The organism is Bradyrhizobium sp. LA2.1 (assembly GCF_040547725.1).
Taxonomy (GTDB): domain Bacteria; phylum Pseudomonadota; class Alphaproteobacteria; order Rhizobiales; family Xanthobacteraceae; genus Bradyrhizobium; species Bradyrhizobium barranii.
The window spans coordinates 470,355-486,310 of record NZ_JBEPQI010000001.1 but is presented as its reverse complement, the minus strand read 5'-3'; the positions used below and the strand labels follow the sequence as shown (position 1 = coordinate 486,310).

Genomic DNA, 15,956 nt, shown 5'->3' with positions numbered 1-15,956 from the left:
CACGCCCCTCAAGCTACGATCCCCAGCCTCACCAGGAAATCAGGAACCCGCTGATGCGTATCGTCACTGTTGCCGCCGCCCAGATGGGCCCGATCCAGAAGGTCGACAGCCGCGAGGCCGTGGTCAAGCGCATGATCGCGCTGATGGATGAGGCGAAAGCAAAAGGCGCCGATCTGATCGTCTATCCGGAACTGGCGCTGACGACGTTCTTCCCGCGCTGGTATTCGGAGGACCGGGCGGACGCCGACATCTGGTTCGAGCGCGAGATGCCGAATGCGGCGACCAAGCCGCTGTTCGAGCGTGCGGCGCAGCATCAGATGGCGATGAATTTCGGCTATGCCGAGCTGACGCCGGACGGGCATCACTTCAACACCGCTGTTCTCACCGACAAGTCCGGCAAGATCGTCGGCAAATATCGCAAGGTCCATTTGCCGGGCCATGTGGACTACGACACCAAGCGTTCGCACCAGCATCTGGAGAAGCGCTATTTCGAGCCAGGCGATCTCGGCTTCAACGTCTGGCGCGAGCTGGGCGGCATCATCGGCATGGCCATCTGCAACGACCGGCGCTGGCCCGAGACCTATCGCGTCATGGGCTTGCAGGGCGTGGAGATGGTTCTGATCGGCTACAACACGCCGTCGGTGAATGCCGAGAAGAGCGAGGAGGGCGTCGAGAAGCGGCTGTTCCACAACCGTCTCTCGGTGCAGGCCGGCGCCTATCAGAACGCGACCTGGGTGGTCGCGGTGGCCAAGGCGGGTGTCGAGGACGGCCATCCGCTGTTCGGCGGCAGCCTGATCGTCGATCCCGATGGCGAGATCGTCGCCGAGGCCAAGACGGAGGGCGACGAGGTCCTGGTTCACGCCTGCGACCTCGACGCCACGACGTTCGGCAAGACCACGATCTTCAATTTTGCCCAGCATCGCCGCATCGAGCATTACGGCCTGATCACCAGCCAGACCGGCGCGGTGCCGCCGCCGGAGAAATGACGCCGATGGCGGACAAGGGCACATCCGGCATTTCCTTGCGCGAGCTCGATCCGCGCGACCGCTACAAGCTGCTTTGCGGCGTGGTCGTGCCGCGGCCGATCGCGCTGGTAACGACGCTGGACGCGAACGGAGCGGTGAATGCCGCGCCCTTCAGCTTCTTCAATGTCTTCTCCGAAAGCCCCGCGCTGATCGTGCTCGGGCTCCAGCACAAGCCGGATCACAGCCCGAAGGATACGACCCGCAACATCCATCGCGACGGCGAGTTCGTGGTTCACATGGTGGATGAGGCGCTGTCTGCCGCGATGAATGATTGCGCGGTCGATTTTCCCTCTGGCGACAGCGAGGTCGCGGCGACCGGGCTTGCGACGTTTCCCTCAGTTGACGTGAAGGTGCCGCGCCTTGCGGCTGCACCATTTGCTCTCGAATGCCGCCGTCACGTCGTGCTGAATTTCTCGCCCGATCGCGAACTGCTGGTCGGTGAGGTGCTCAGGGTTCATGCCCGGGAGGGCCTCGTCGACGAGGCCAACATGTATGTCGATCTCGACGCCTACCGGCCGATCGGCCGCATGTTCGGCAATCTCTATACGACGCAGCGGGATACGTTTTCCCTGACGCGCGAGAGCCATGCGAAATGGCTCGCGCGGCAGGACGCCAAAGAGCTGAAGGACGCCTAGTGAGCCGAGAACTGCACCGTACCGAGTGCCATGGTGACGGCCGCCTGTGTCGGGTCGATCACGGGAATGCCAAGCGCTTCTTCCAGCGGGCGGCGGTGGCGCGCCATGCCGGCGCAGCCCATCACGATGGCGCGGGCGCCGTCCTCGTCGCGCAGCGCGCGGCCGATGTCGATCATCCTGGCCAGCGTGCCTTCGCCCGAGGCGGTTTCGGAAACGCTCATATTGAGCGGCCGCTCGCCGGCGAGGCGATCGGTCAATCCCATCTGCCGGAGATAGCGCATGTGGCGCGGAATCGAGCGCTGGGCGATCGCGATGACGCCGAAGGTTTCGGCACGGGCCAGCGCCGTCAGCACGCCGCACTCGGCGATGCCGAACACCGGCCGATCGGTGCCTTCGCGGCAGATCTGAAGACCGGGATCGCTGTAGCAGGCGATGACAAACGCAGCCGAGCTGTTGTCGCCCTCGACCAGCCGGCGCAGCGGCATCGCAACGCCGTCGACATCGGCCTGGCTTTCAATGCCGAACGGACCCTCGGCCAGCGACTGGCAGACCAGTTCCGGCCCACCCTCGAAACCGAGCGGCTTCAAGGCGTCCTCCAGCCCTTGCGTGACCGCGGGGTTGGAATTCGGATTGATGACGAGAATGCGCGGCCGGGGCATGTTGGTCTTCCCTTGAAATGGCGATCACGTAGCTCAGGCATATCATGGAGTGCCTCATGACTGAACCCACATACGACCTGATCATCCGCGGCGGCCGCGTCGCCACCACGACCGACGTGTTCGAGGCCGATGTCGCGATCTCCGGCGAGGCCATCGCAGCAATCGGCCGCGGGCTTCCGGCGGCGAAACGCGAGATCGATGCGCGCGGCAAGCTGGTGCTGCCCGGCGGCGTCGACAGCCATGCGCATATCGAGCAGTTGTCCGCGGCCGGCATCATGAATGCCGACACGTTCGAGAGCGCGACCGTCTCTGCCGCTTTCGGCGGCACGACCACGGTAATTCCGTTCGCCGCCCAGCATGTCGGCATGAAGCTGCCGCAGGTGGTGGAGGATTATCACGCGCTGGCCAAGAAGGGCGCCGTGATCGACTACGCCTTTCACATGATCATTGCGGATGCGACCAAGGAGACCGTCGAGGAGCACATTCCGGCGTTGGTGAAGCAGGGCCATGGCTCGATCAAGATCTTCATGACCTATGACCGGCTCAAGGTCGATGACGAGCCGTTGCTCGACATCCTCTTGGCCGCACGCCAGTCCGGCGCGATGTTGTGCGCCCATGCCGAAAATCACGGCATCATCGCCTGGATGGTGAAGCGCCTGCTTGCGCGCGGCTACACCATGCCGAAATACCACGCCGTCAGCCATGCCCGCGTCTCGGAAGCGGAAGCCTTTACGCGACTGATCGGCATGGCGGCGCTGATCGACCAGCCCATCATGATCTTCCATGTGTCCACGGCCGAAGGCGCGAAGGTCATCCGCGATTCGCGCGGGCAGGGGTTGAAGGTTTTTGCCGAGACCTGTCCGCAATATCTGTTCCTCACCGCAAACGATCTCGACAAGCCGGGCGCCGAGGGCGCCAAGTGGATGTGCAGCCCGCCGCCACGCACGTATGCCGACCAGGAGGCGCTGTGGCAGGCGCTGTCGCTCGGCGATCTCCAGACCATCTCGTCCGATCATGCGCCGTATCGCTACGACGAGACCGGCAAGCTGCGCGCCGGCCCCAATCCGAACTTCAAGCAGGTCGCGAACGGCCTGCCGGGACTTGAGCTGCGGCTGCCGCTGCTGTTCGACGCGATGGTGTCGAAGGGGAGGCTCGGGCTGGAAAAGTTCGTCGAATTGACTTCGACCGCGCCGGCAAAAATCTACAATCTGCATCCGCGCAAGGGCTCGATCGCGGTCGGCGCTGATGCCGATATCGCGATCTGGGATCCCAAGCGCGAGACTGTGATCGCCGACGAGATGATGCACGACCTCGCCGGCTACACGCCGTTTGCAGGCCGCAAGCTGAAGGGCTGGCCGGTGTCGGTGGTCTCGCGCGGCCGCGTCATCATCGACGGCAACAAGTGTCTTGCGGACGCCGGCAGCGGAAAATTCCTGGCGCGTAGCGGCGGCGAGGCGGCAAAGCCGACGGGGCGGCTCGTCGCCGACATGGATCCCGAGCGGAATTTTGGGGCAAAACTGCTGTGACGGCGGATCGCGCGCGATGAAGATCGTCATCTTCGGCGGCACCGGCTTTGTCGGCCTCAATCTCGCCGAGGTGCTGCTCGCGCGCGGGCATGACGTCACGCTGTATGACCGTAAGCAACTGCCGGCGGGCGCGGAGCGATCCTTTGCCGACTACCGGGATCGGCTCACGGTTGTTCAGGGCGAGATGACGGACGTCGAGAGGATCGACGCGCTTGTCAAGCAGGGCCTTGATGCGATCGTCCTTGGCGCCGCCATAACTGCCGGGGACCAGCTCGAACGGTCCGTCACCTCGAGCATCCTCGAAATCAACGTGATGGCTCAGATTCCTATTCTGAGCGCGGCGATCCGCCGTGGTGTTCGGCGCGTGATTAATCTCTCGTCCGCTTCCGCCTATGGTGCTGCGGGGCAGCGCTATCCGGTATTGGACGAGGAGACGCCTTGCGATCCTGTGTCCTTCTACGCGATCAGCAAGTTCACCTCCGAACGATCGGTGGCACGGCTGGCCGAGCTGTGGGGCGGCGACTTTCTCAGTGTGCGTTTGAGCGCGGTGTTCGGTCCATGGGAGCGGATCGGAAAAGTGCGCGATACGCCAAGCCTGCAGTTCCAGATACTCGCCGAGTTCGCCCGCGGTGAACCGGCCCTTATGCCCGAGACGGGCATCAAGGATTGGATCTACGCGCCAGACGCCGCCGAGGCAGTGGCGGTGCTGATCGAAGCTGAGCGGCCGCGCCATCGGCTCTACAACATCTCCACTGGCGCGCCCTGGTCGGCGCTGCAATGGGGTGAGGCCTTTGCGGCGTTGCATCCCGGCCTGCAATGCCGGCTCGCGGCACCCGGAGAGAAGACTTTCATCGAATTGCATGGGCCGGATCGCGCCCCGCTTTCGGTCGCGCGGATGGCTGATGAATTTGGCTGGCGTGCACGGTTCGGCTGCAACGAGTCCGCCGCCGCGATGAGCGCCTGGTGGATGCAGCACAAGGAGGCGATCTGACATGCGGCTGCAGGGGCGCACGGCCATCATCACGGGAGCGGCTTCGGGCATTGGCCGCGCCAGTGCAAAGCTGTTTGCAGAGGAAGGCGCCCAGCTTGCTTTGGTCGATCGCGATGCCGCCGGCCTTCAGGAGACGCTGAGTCTGGTCGGCGAAGCCACGACGCATGTCGGCGACGTCGGCGATGCCGGTTTCGCCGAGACCGTTGTCAGCGATGTCGTGGCGCGGCTCGGCCGTCTCGATATTCTGATGACCGCTGCGGGCTTCTCCTGCGGCGGCACGGTGCTGACGACGACCCTGGAAGACTGGGACGCGGTGTTCCGCGCCAATGTCGGCGGCACCTGGCTGTGGGCGCGGGCCGCAGTGCCGCAGATGCAGCGGCAGAAGAGCGGCTCGATCATCACGCTGGCATCGCAGCTTGCGATCGCCGGCGGAAAGGGCAACAGCGCCTACATCGCCGCCAAGGGCGCGATCGTCAGCCTGACGCGGACCATGGCGGTGGATTTCGCCACCGACGGCATCCGCGTCAACGCGATTGCGCCCGGCGCGATCGATACGCCGATGCTGCGCCGCAGCTTTGCCCGCCATTCCAATCCGGACGAGGTGCGCGAAGCCTCCCGCAACCGCCACGCCATGAAGCGCTTCGGTCAGGCGGAAGAAATCGCTCAGACCGCGCTGCATCTCGCCAGTGATGCGTCTTCGTTCACGACCGGAACCGTGATGGTGGTTGACGGAGGCTGGCTCGCGGCATGAGCGACGCGCTGGCAAAGCTTGAAGCGACCGTGCGCGCCGATCTCGCGATGATCGCGCATCCCGGCGCTGCCTGGCTCGAGCCGAAGACGGGGCCGGATGGCAAGCCCGCGCTCGATGTTCTCATCATCGGCGCCGGCCAGTCCGGTATCGCCATCGGCTTCGGCCTGATGCGCTCGCGCGTCAGCAACATCCTGCTGCTCGACAAGGCCGAGGAGGGGAAGGAGGGCCCGTGGCTCAGCTATGCCCGCATGCCGACGCTGCGCAGCCCGAAGGACTATACGGGACCTGACCTCGATATCCCGAGCCTCACCTATCAGTCCTGGCACGAAGCCCGTTTCGGCAAGGAGAGCTGGCAGACACTCGACCTGATCCCGCGCGGGCATTGGGCGGACTATCTGCTCTGGCTGCGACGCACGATCGGATTGCCGGTGTGCAATGGCTGCGAGCTTCTGGAGATCGCGCCTGCGTCAGACGGTCTGCTCGCCGCGCGCGTGAGACGCGCCGATGGCGTCGAGACGCTCTATGCGCGCAAGATCGTGCTGGCGACGGGGCAGGAGGGCATGGGCGACTGGATGATCCCCGAGGCGCTGCGCGATCTGCCAGCAGGTTCGGTCGCAACCGTCGCCGAAGACATCGATTTCGAAAGCCTGCGCGGCAAGCGCGTCGCCGTGGTTGGCGCCGGCGCCTCCGCCTTCGACAATGCTGCAACTGCATTGGAGGCGGGTGCCGCCAAAGTGCATCTGCTTTGCCGCCGCGCACAGATCCAGGTGATCCAGCCCTATCGCTGGCTCACCTTTCGCGGCTTCCTGCGCCATCTCAGCGATCTCGACGATGCCTGGCGCTGGCGCTTCATGCGCAAGATCCTCGAAATGCGCGAAGGCTTTCCGCAGCCGACTTATGATCGCTGCGCGCGTCACGCCAATTTCACGCTGCATGAGGGTGCGCCGGTCGAGGGCACCAGGCAGACCGATGGCGGTGTCGAATTGCACACGCCACGCAGCACGATCACAGCGGATTTCGTCATTTGCGGCACCGGCATCGACATGAACTTTGCCGGCCGCGGCGAGCTGCGCCGCTTTGCCGGCAATATCGCGACCTGGGCCGATCGCTACCAGCCGCCTGCGAGCGAGCACAACGCGCGGCTCGGCCGCTTTCCCTATCTCGCTGGCGATTACGCCTTCACCGAGCGTGCGTCAGGCGAGACGCCGTGGATCTCCGACATCCATCTGTTCGCCATTGCCTCCACCATGAGTTTTGGTCCGTCGGGATCGTCGATCAATGCGATGACGACCGCCATTCCCAAGCTGGTCAATGGCCTGACGCGCGGCTTGTTTCGCGCCGATGTCGAACGCCACTGGGCTTCGCTCAGCGTCTACGACGTGCCGCAGGCCGTGGTTGCGCGGCCCGCGCGAACAATGGAGGAATCGCGATGATCATCCATGCACCGCCGCGACGAAGCGCCTCTGCGGGATTGGCGCGCAACTTGCTTCTTTCTTGACCTGCCTTGCTGGCGTTCTTGCCGAAATTTTGGGGAAAACGAATGCGTTTTGTGTCTTTCAGGCCCGCGGCCTCAGTCCTCGCCACCACTGCGCTGTTGCTCATTGCCACCGCGCCTTCGCAGGCGCAGACCAGAGCGGAGACGTTGCGCTATGTCACCGGCTCGGCCGTCAACACGCTCGATCCCAACATCCCCGGGTCGACGCGCGAATCCTTCGCGCTGAGCATGAGCACCTACGACCGGCTGGTGGCGTTCGGCCGCAAGCAGCTCAACGGCAAATGGGTGTTCGACCTCGACACGATCACCGGCGAGCTCGCCGAATCCTACGACGTCAGCCCCGATGGTCTGAAGATCACCTTCCGCCTGCGTAAGGACGCAAAATTCCAGGACGGCTCGCCCGTCACGGCCGAGGACGTGAAATGGTCGCTCGATCGCTGTGTCACCGCGCCGATCCTCGGCAAGGCCCAGCTCCTGACGGGATCGTTGACGTCGGCCGACCAGTTCAAGGTGATCGATCCCCTCACCATCGAGGTGACGCTGCCGAAGCCCGACAAGCTCGCGCTGCCCAATCTCGCCACCGTCTATCCCCTGATCATCAACTCGAAGGTGGCAAAAGAGCACGCGACGCCGGATGATCCCTGGGCCACCGCATGGCTGAAGGAGCACACCGCCGGCAGCGGTGCTTACGTGGTCGAGACCTTCAAGCCGGGCGAGCAGGTCATCATCAAACGGGATGAGGCCTGGAATCGCGGTTCGGCCAACAAGCCCGCGTTCTTCAAGCGCGTGATCATTCAGTCCGTGCCGGAGCCGGCGACCCGCGCCAACCTGGTCGAGCGCGGCGATGCCGACCTCGTCGTCGATCTCCAGGCCAGCGACGTGCAGTCGCTCGAGGCCAAGGGCAAGCTCAAGGTGGTCTCGACCCCGCAGTACAATGCGATCACCTATGTCTCGATGAACAACCAGATGCCGCCCTTCGACAACGTCAATGTCCGCCGTGCCATCGCTTACGCGCTGCCCTATGACGACATGTTCAAGGCCGCCCTGTTCGGCCGCGGCGCGCCGCTGTTCGGCGCGACCTGGCCGGACGGCAAGCCGCTAAACGGCATCTATCCGTTCCAGCAGCCCGTGAAGGTCGACCTCGACAAGGCAAGGGAATATCTCAAGGCGGCCGGGCTCCCCGAGGGTTTCTCGACTACCTTCAGCTTCAACGTCGGCCAGTCCTCGACCGCGGAGCCGATGGCCGCGCTGGTGAAGGAGTCACTCGGCAAGATCGGGATCAAGGTCGACATCCAGAAGCTGCCGGACGCACAGATGTCCACGCAGATCAACGAGAAGAAGCTTCCCTTCTACACCGAGGGCATCGTAGCGTGGTTGCCGTCGACCGATTACTTCTACCGCAACTTCTACACCGGCAATCAGCGCTGGAATTACAGCTCGATCAACAACCCGGATCTTGCCGCAATCGCGCAGGAGGCGCGTTTCGAGCCGGACAAGGCCAAGTATGAGGAAGCCGGCCGCAAGCTCAATGCGATGCACGTCGATCTGATGCCGCAGATCATGCTGTGGCAGCCGAACCAGGATGCGGTGATGGCGTCGTCGGTCGAAGGCTACACCTACGAGTTCCACCGCCAGGTCGACTATCGCGACGTCAGCCGCAAGTGATGGCGGCAAACAAGAGAGGCTCCGAAAGGTGACGACCGGTCTTGGTGCAACCATGGTGCGGGCGGGCAGGCGGCTTCTGTCGTCGCTGCCGGCGCTGTTCGGTGTGCTGGTGTTCACCTTTCTGCTGATGCGCGTGTTGCCCGGCGACCCCGCGGTGTTCTTCGCCTCGGGGCCCAATGCCGGCAAGGAGGAGATCGAGCAGATCCGCAAGCAGATGGGGCTCGACAGGTCGGTGCCGGAGCAGCTCGTGTTCTATCTCTCCGACATCGGCCACGGCAATCTCGGCCGTTCCATGATGACGGGGCAGCCGGTGCTGAAGGACCTGCGCGAGCGGCTGCCGGCCTCGCTGGAGCTCACCTTCACGGCGCTCCTGATCGCGCTGATCGCGGCGGTACCGCTTGGCGTGGTCGCGGCCTTGAGGCCCGGCTCGATCGTCGACCACGGCGTGCGGCTGTTCTGCGCGCTCGGCGTCTGCGTGCCGACTTTCGTCTCGGGCCTGCTGTTGATCTATGTCTTCTACTATCTGCTCGGGCTCGCGCCTGATCCGACCGGGCGGATCGACGTGTTCACTTCGCTGCCGCCGCAACGGACCGGGTTCCTGTCGATCGATTTCCTGCTTGCGGGAGATATCGAGGGCTGGTGGGCGGCCTGCAAGCAGTTGATTCTGCCGGCAGTGAGCATGGCCCTGTTCGTGATCGCGCCGCTGGCGCGGATCACGCGGGCCTCGATGCTGGTTTCGCTCGGCAGCGATTTCGTGCGCACTGCGCGCTCGATCGGATTGTCCTGGCACAAGGTGGTCGTCACTTATGCGCTGCGGAACGCGATCCTGCCCGTCATCACCATCGCCGGCATCGTGTTCTCGACCATGCTGGGCGCCAATGTCCTGGTGGAGAAGGTGTTCTCCTGGCCGGGCGTCGCTTCCTACGCGCTCGATGCGCTCTTATCCTCCGACTATGCGCCGGTGCAGGGTTTCGTGCTGCTGATGGCCAGCCTGTTCGTGCTGGTCAATCTCGTGGTCGACATCTGCTACGGCATCGCCGATCCCAGGGTGTCGATCGAATGACCAGCGCAACTCTCCGCCATTCGGTCTGGATCCTGCGCGGCAATCCGCTCACCGCCGTTGCCGCGGCCGGCGTTGCGCTGTTCGTCCTGATTGCGATCTTCGGGCCGTGGATCGTGCCCTATGATCCCGTGGTTTCGAATGTCTCGGAGTCTCTTTTGCCGCCGAGTGCGGCGCATCTCGCCGGCACCGACCAGCTCGGACGCGATGTGTTCAGCCGCCTCATCATCGCCGCGCGCCTCGATCTTGCCATTGCGGTTTCCGCGGTCGGCATCTCCTTCGTGATCGGCGCCGTCGTCGGCGCGTTCTGCGGCTATGCCGGCGGCAAGCTCGATCGCGGCGTCGGCCGTTTTGTCGATGTGATGATGGCCTTTCCGCTGTTCGTGCTGGCGATGGCGATGGTTGCCGCGTTGGGCAACCGGATCGAGAACATCGTGATCGCGACCGCGATCATCAATCTTCCGTTCTACATCCGCTTCGCGCGCGCCGAGGTCAACGTCCGCCGCAATGTCGGCTGGGTGGAGGCCGCGCGCGCCTGCGGCGAGAGCCATTTCTCGGTGGTGTTGCGCTTCCTGCTGCCGAATATCCTGCCGGCGATGGCGGTGCAGATCTCGCTCAATCTCGGCTGGGCCATTCTCAATGCCGCCGGCCTGTCCTTCATCGGTCTCGGCGTCAAGCCGCCGACGCCGGAATGGGGCATCATGGTCGCGGAAGGGGCGCGCTTCATCTCGACCGGGCGATGGTGGCTGGTGGCCTTTCCGGGCCTCGCGCTGATGATGGCTGTGCTGTGCTTCAACCTCCTCGGTGACGGGATGCGGGACATTCTCGATCCGCGGATGCGCACATGAGCGAGGAGCTGCTAGGGATCAACGACCTCCACGTGTCGTTCTCGACGCGGCGTGGCATGGTCGAGGCCGTGCGCGGCGTGACGCTCTCGGTCGAGAAGGGCGAGATGCTCGGTCTCGTCGGCGAGAGCGGCTCGGGCAAATCGGTCACCGGCTTTGCGACCACGCGGCTGCTCGATGCGGCCGGGCGCGTCACCGGCGGCAAGATCCTGTTTCGCGGGCAGGACGTCACAAAACTCAGGGGCGATGATCTTCGTCAGCTCCAGGGCGCCGCGATGTCGATGATCTTCCAGAATCCGCGGGCGGCGCTCAACCCGATCCGCGCGATCGGCCTGCAGATCGCGGATGCGATCCTCACGCATAAGAAGATATCGAAGGACGCCGCGCGCGCCGAGGCGCTCGAGCTGCTGCGCGCGGTCCAGATCCGCGACCCCGAGACGCGGATGAACGCCTATCCGCACGAGCTCTCCGGCGGCATGTGCCAGCGCGTCATGATCGCGATCGCGATTTCCTGCAATCCTGCGCTGCTGATCGCCGACGAGCCGACCACCGGCCTCGATGTCACCACCCAGAAGGTGGTGATGGATCTGCTCGCAGATATTGCCGCCGCGCGCGGCATGGCGACGATCCTGATCACGCACGATCTCGGCCTCGCCGCGCGCTATTGCCGCCGCATCGCCGTGATGGAGCGCGGCCGCATCGTCGAGGAAGCGAGCCCCAAAAAGCTCTTCAGCGCACCGCAACACGCCTATACCCGCCGCCTCGTTGCGGCATCGCCGACCGCGACGTCGCGGATCGAGGATCTCGTGACGGAGGAGGAGCGGGAGCGGCACGCGACGATCGTCAGCAAGCCAAGGCAGGAGCTCCCGCACGGGACGCCGCCGCTCCTTGAGGTGCGCAAGCTCGCCAAGCGTTTTGACCAGGGCTCCGCGGCGGTCGCGGATTTCTCGATGACGATGGCCGGCGGCGAGAGCGTCGGGCTCGTTGGCGAGTCCGGCTCCGGCAAGAGCACGACGTCGCGGATGATCTGCCGTCTGATCGACCCGAGCGAAGGCGATATCGTGTTCGACGGGCAGTCGATCGGCCATGTCGCCTCGCGCGACTTCCATCGCTCGCCGCTGCGCAAAGACATCCAGATGGTCTTCCAGGACCCGAACGAGAGCCTCAACCCGCGCTTCACGGCCTTTGACTGCATCGCCCATCCCCTGATGCGGCTCGACGGCATGCGTGCGGGTGATGCGCTGCGCAAGCGGGTGGAAGAGTGCGCGGAGCGGGTGGGCTTGCCGCTCGATCTGCTGCCGCGCTTTCCGCACCAGCTCTCCGGCGGCCAGAAGGCCCGCGTCGGCATCGCCCGCGCCATCGCCTGCCGGCCGCGGCTCCTGGTGCTGGACGAGCCGACCGCCGCGCTCGACGTCTCGGTGCAGGCGGTGGTGCTGCAATTGCTCGACCGTCTCAGGCGCGAGAACGACATCGCGTTGCTGTTTGTCAGCCACGATCTCAATGTCGTGCGCATGCTCTGCGACCGCACCATCGTGCTGCGCAACGGCGGCATCGTGGAGCAGGGGGAGAGCCGGGCGCTGTTCGATAATCCCAAGACCGACTACACGCGCAAGCTGGTCGAGGCGATTCCGCACATCGAGACCGGACCGGCACTGGCGGCCGCGCTTTGACGCCTGAACCGGTCGAAATCCCGAAGAGATCCCGCTGGCGAAGGCCCGGTTAGTGGCATACCATTTGCACGCCAACGGGTTCTGGTTTCACCTGCTCTTGGCCAACGATGGCCGGCATCACGGCACTACTGGGAGGATTTCATGGATCGCAGGACCGTTTTGAAGGGACTGGCCGGCGCGGGCGGTCTGGCATTGACCGGCCTCTCGGCCCCGGCGATCGCACAAGGCGCCTCTGCGCGCACCCTGCGCTTCGTGCCGCAAGCCAACCTCGCCAATTTCGATCCCATCTGGGGCACGCAATATGTCGTGCGCAACGCGGCGGCGCTGGTCTGGGACACGCTCTACGGCGTCGATGCCAAGCTCCAGCCGCAGCGTCAGATGGTCGAGTCCGAGGAGACCACCGACGACGGCAAGACCTGGACCTTCAAGCTGCGCCCGGGTCTCAAGTTCCATGACGGCGAGCCGGTGCTGAGCAAGGACGTCGTCGCGAGCCTGTCGCGCTGGGCCGCGCGCGATCCAATGGGTCTGATGATCCTCGCTATCCAGCAGGAATTGACTCCGGTCGACGACCGCACCTTCAAATGGGTCCTGAAGCAGCCTTTCCCGAAAATGCTGTACGCGCTGGCCAAGAACAACGCGCCGTGCTCCTTCATCATGCCCGAGCGCATCGCGAAGACCGATCCGTTCAAGCAGATCACCGAATATGTCGGCTCGGGTCCGATGAAGTTCGCCAAGAGCGAATGGGTGCCCGGCGCCAAGTCGGTGTTCGAGAAGTTCACCGATTACGTGCCGCGCCAGGAGAAGGCGTCGTGGCTTGCCGGCGGCAAGAACATCCTGGTCGATCGCGTCGAGTGGCTGGTGATGCCGGATCCGGCCACCGCTGCGGCCGCCTTGCAGAACGGTGAGGTCGACTGGTGGGAGAACCCGATCTCCGATCTCGTGCCCGTGCTGAAGAAGAACAAGAACATCAGCGTCGATATCGGCGATCCCCTCGGCAATATCGGCTCCTTCCGCATGAACCATCTGCACCCACCCTTCAACAATGTGAAGGCACGGCGCGCGGTGCTGATGGCGTTGAGCCAGGAAGACTATATGCGTGCGCTGGTCGGCGACGACGATACGTTGTGGAAGCCGCTGCCCGGCTTTTTTACGCCGGACACACCGCTCTACACCGAGTTGGGCGGCGAGATCCTGAAGGGAAAGCGCGATTTCGACGCGGCCAAGAAGCTGCTCGCCGAGAGCGGCTATTCCGGCCAGCCGGTCACATGCGTGGTCGCGCAGGACCAGTCGATCACGAAGGCGCAGGGCGACGTCACCGCGGATCTGCTCAAGAAGCTCGGCATGAATGTCGATTTCGTCGCGACCGATTGGGGCACGGTGGGCGCGCGCCGCGCGATGAAGACCCCGCCGGGGCAGGGCGGCTGGAATATGTTCCACAGCTGGCACGCCGGCGCCGATTGTATCAATCCGGCCGCCTACACCGCCATCCGCGCCAATGGCGACAAGGCCTGGTTCGGTTGGCCCAACAGCCCGAACACCGAGAAGGAGATCACGGCCTGGTTCGACGCCAAGAATCTCGAGGAGGAGAAGGCCGCGATCGGGCAGGTCAACAAGGCGGCGCTCGAGGATGTCGTTTACGCGCCGACCGGCTTCTTCCTGACCTACACGGCATGGCGCAAGAACGTCTCCGGCATCACCAAGGGGCCGCTGCCGTTCTTCTGGAACGTGTCGAAATCCGCATGATGGTACGCTGAAGCCAGATGCTCTCTTACATCCTCCGTCGCATCGTCTCGACCTTGCCGGTGATGGCAATCGTCGCGCTGTTCGTGTTCAGCCTGCTCTACATCGCGCCGGGTGATCCCGCCGTGGTGATCGCGGGCGATCAGGCGAGCCCGGAGGATGTGGAGCGCATTCGCCAGAGTCTGGGTCTCGACCGGCCCTTCCTGATCCAGTTCGGAAGCTGGGTCTGGCGCATTCTGCACGGCGATCTCGGCACCTCGATCTTCACCAACCTTCCGGTCTCGACGATGATCGGACAGCGTCTCGGGCCGACACTGTCGCTGATGATGGTCACGCTGCTACTCACCATCGTGGTCGCGGTGCCGCTTGGCGTCGTGGCCGCGTGGAAGGCGGGGAGCCTGATCGACCGCGTCATCATGGCATTCGCCGTGTTCGGCTTCTCGCTGCCCGTCTTCGTCGTCGGCTATATCCTCGCCTATGTCTTCGCACTCGAGCTCGAATGGCTTCCGGTGCAGGGCTATACGCCGCTCACGGAAGGCTTCTGGCCGTGGCTGCAAAACCTGATCCTGCCATCGATCGCGCTCGGCTGCGTCTACATCGCGCTGATCGCGCGCATCACGCGTGCCACCATGCTTGAAGTCTTGCAGCAGGACTATATCCGCACCGCGCGGGCCAAGGGCCTCGGGCAAGGCGGCATCCTCTTCGTTCACGCGCTGAAGAACGCCGCGGTGCCGATCGTCACGGTGATCGGGATCGGCATCGCACTCCTGATCGGCGGCGCCGTCGTCACGGAAAGCGTGTTCGCGATCCCCGGCCTCGGCCGGCTCACGATCGATGCCATCCTGCGCCGCGACTATCCCGTCATCCAGGGCATCGTGCTCCTCTTCAGCTTCGTCTACGTCCTCGTCAATCTGATGATCGACGTCGTCTACACGCTCGTTGACCCGAGGATCCGCTATTGACCGATACGACCGTCAATCCGCAAGCGCTGCCGGCGGGCTTCGTTCTCGCGCCGCAACTGCCTGAAATCCTGCGGCCGGTTAGGATCCGGCGCGGCTTCATCGGCCTCTTGCGTGGCCATCCCACGGTCGCGATCGGCGGCGCGCTGCTGCTGACGCTCGTTCTGATCGCGATCTTCGCGCCCTATCTGGGGACGGTCGATCCGACGGCACTTGCGCCCGCCAAGCGCACCCGCGCGCCGTCCGCCGCGTTCTGGTTTGGCTCCGACGTGCTGGGCCGCGACATCTATTCGCGCGTGCTCTTTGGCGCGCGGGTCTCGCTCACGGTCGGCCTGTCGGTTGCGATCCTCGCATCCGCGGCGGGCCTCGCCATCGGCATCGTCTCCGGCTTCATCCGCTGGGCGGATGGCATCTTGATGCGGTTCATGGACGGCCTGATGTCGATCCCGCCGATCCTGCTCGCAATCGCGCTGATGGCGCTGACGCGCGGCAGCGTCGGCAACGTCATCCTGGCCATCACCATCGCCGAGATCCCGCGGGTTTCCCGTCTTGTCCGTAGCGTGGTGCTGTCGCTGCGCGAGCAGCCCTATGTGGACGCCGCGGTCGCCTGCGGCACGCGCACGCCGATGATCATCCTGCGCCACATTCTGCCCAACACGCTGGCGCCGATGCTGGTTCAGGCGACTTACATCTGCGCCAGCGCCATGATCACCGAGGCGATCCTGTCCTTCATCGGGGCCGGCACGCCGCCGACCATTCCGTCCTGGGGCAACATCATGGCCGAGGGCCGCGCGCTGTGGCAGGTCAAGCCCTACATCGTGTTCTTCCCGGCGGCATTCCTCTCCGTCACCGTGCTCGCCGTGAACCTGCTCGGCGACGGCCTTCGCGATGCGCTCGATCCGCGCATGGCCAAGAGCCTCTGATGTCGAGGGGTT

At 64.6% G+C, this 15,956-nt stretch carries 14 protein-coding genes; 13 read left to right on the top strand and 1 reads right to left on the bottom strand.

The features are described from left to right. Positions 1-53: 53 nt before the first annotated feature. Both ABIB95_RS02085 and ABIB95_RS02080 read left to right on the top strand, forming a co-directional pair. Positions 54-986, top strand: a complete 933-nt coding sequence (locus tag ABIB95_RS02085) for an N-carbamoyl-D-amino-acid hydrolase (RefSeq protein ID WP_354177457.1) — start codon at positions 54-56, stop codon at positions 984-986. Further along, positions 983-1,660: a flavin reductase family protein gene (locus tag ABIB95_RS02080; protein ID WP_354237733.1), complete on the top strand. Its 678-nt coding sequence runs from the start codon at positions 983-985 to the stop codon at positions 1,658-1,660. The genes ABIB95_RS02085 and ABIB95_RS02080 overlap by 4 nt, the downstream gene beginning before the upstream one ends. Here ABIB95_RS02080 and ABIB95_RS02075 read toward each other — a convergent pair. Further along, on the bottom strand, positions 1,657-2,319 hold the full coding sequence (locus ABIB95_RS02075) for an aspartate/glutamate racemase family protein (RefSeq protein WP_354237732.1): 663 nt from the start codon (positions 2,317-2,319) through the stop codon (positions 1,657-1,659). The genes ABIB95_RS02080 and ABIB95_RS02075 overlap by 4 nt on opposite strands. 56 nt (positions 2,320-2,375) lie before the next feature. On the opposite strand from ABIB95_RS02075, the gene hydA reads away from it, so the two are divergent. From hydA to ABIB95_RS02020, 11 genes are all read left to right on the top strand, one after another. Continuing rightward, complete coding sequence (hydA, locus tag ABIB95_RS02070; RefSeq protein ID WP_354237731.1) at positions 2,376-3,845, top strand: dihydropyrimidinase; 1,470 nt, start codon at positions 2,376-2,378, stop codon at positions 3,843-3,845. Between the two features lie 16 nt (positions 3,846-3,861). Next, entirely contained in the window at positions 3,862-4,836 is a 975-nt protein-coding gene (locus ABIB95_RS02065; RefSeq protein ID WP_208072260.1) for an NAD-dependent epimerase/dehydratase family protein, read from the top strand. A gap of 1 nt (position 4,837) precedes the next feature. Beyond that, positions 4,838-5,587: an SDR family oxidoreductase gene (locus ABIB95_RS02060; protein WP_354237730.1), complete on the top strand. Its 750-nt coding sequence runs from the start codon at positions 4,838-4,840 to the stop codon at positions 5,585-5,587. Further along, the gene (locus ABIB95_RS02055; RefSeq protein WP_354237729.1) at positions 5,584-7,020 is read left to right on the top strand and encodes an NAD(P)-binding domain-containing protein; all 1,437 of its coding nucleotides are present in this window, start codon (positions 5,584-5,586) and stop codon (positions 7,018-7,020) included. Before ABIB95_RS02060 ends, ABIB95_RS02055 begins: the two co-directional genes overlap by 4 nt. Before the next feature lie 107 nt (positions 7,021-7,127). Then, positions 7,128-8,747, top strand: coding sequence for an ABC transporter substrate-binding protein (locus ABIB95_RS02050; RefSeq protein ID WP_354177463.1), 1,620 nt, complete (start codon positions 7,128-7,130; stop codon positions 8,745-8,747). Between the two features lie 28 nt (positions 8,748-8,775). After that, complete coding sequence (locus tag ABIB95_RS02045) at positions 8,776-9,810, top strand: ABC transporter permease (protein ID WP_354237728.1); 1,035 nt, start codon at positions 8,776-8,778, stop codon at positions 9,808-9,810. Further along, positions 9,807-10,655 carry an ABC transporter permease gene (locus ABIB95_RS02040; RefSeq protein ID WP_354237727.1) on the top strand — a complete coding sequence of 283 codons (849 nt, stop codon included), beginning with the start codon at positions 9,807-9,809 and terminating at the stop codon, positions 10,653-10,655. Before ABIB95_RS02045 ends, ABIB95_RS02040 begins: the two co-directional genes overlap by 4 nt. Continuing rightward, positions 10,652-12,322, top strand: a complete 1,671-nt coding sequence (gene nikE, locus ABIB95_RS02035; RefSeq protein WP_354177464.1) for a nickel ABC transporter ATP-binding protein NikE — start codon at positions 10,652-10,654, stop codon at positions 12,320-12,322. The genes ABIB95_RS02040 and nikE overlap by 4 nt, the downstream gene beginning before the upstream one ends. Positions 12,323-12,463: 141 nt before the next feature. Further along, positions 12,464-14,065, top strand: coding sequence for an ABC transporter substrate-binding protein (locus ABIB95_RS02030; RefSeq protein WP_354117103.1), 1,602 nt, complete (start codon positions 12,464-12,466; stop codon positions 14,063-14,065). A 17-nt stretch (positions 14,066-14,082) separates the two neighbouring features. Next, positions 14,083-15,024, top strand: coding sequence for an ABC transporter permease (locus ABIB95_RS02025; protein ID WP_071915430.1), 942 nt, complete (start codon positions 14,083-14,085; stop codon positions 15,022-15,024). After that, positions 15,021-15,944, top strand: a complete 924-nt coding sequence (locus tag ABIB95_RS02020; protein WP_135215851.1) for an ABC transporter permease — start codon at positions 15,021-15,023, stop codon at positions 15,942-15,944. Before ABIB95_RS02025 ends, ABIB95_RS02020 begins: the two co-directional genes overlap by 4 nt. The last annotated feature ends 12 nt before the right edge of the window (positions 15,945-15,956 follow it).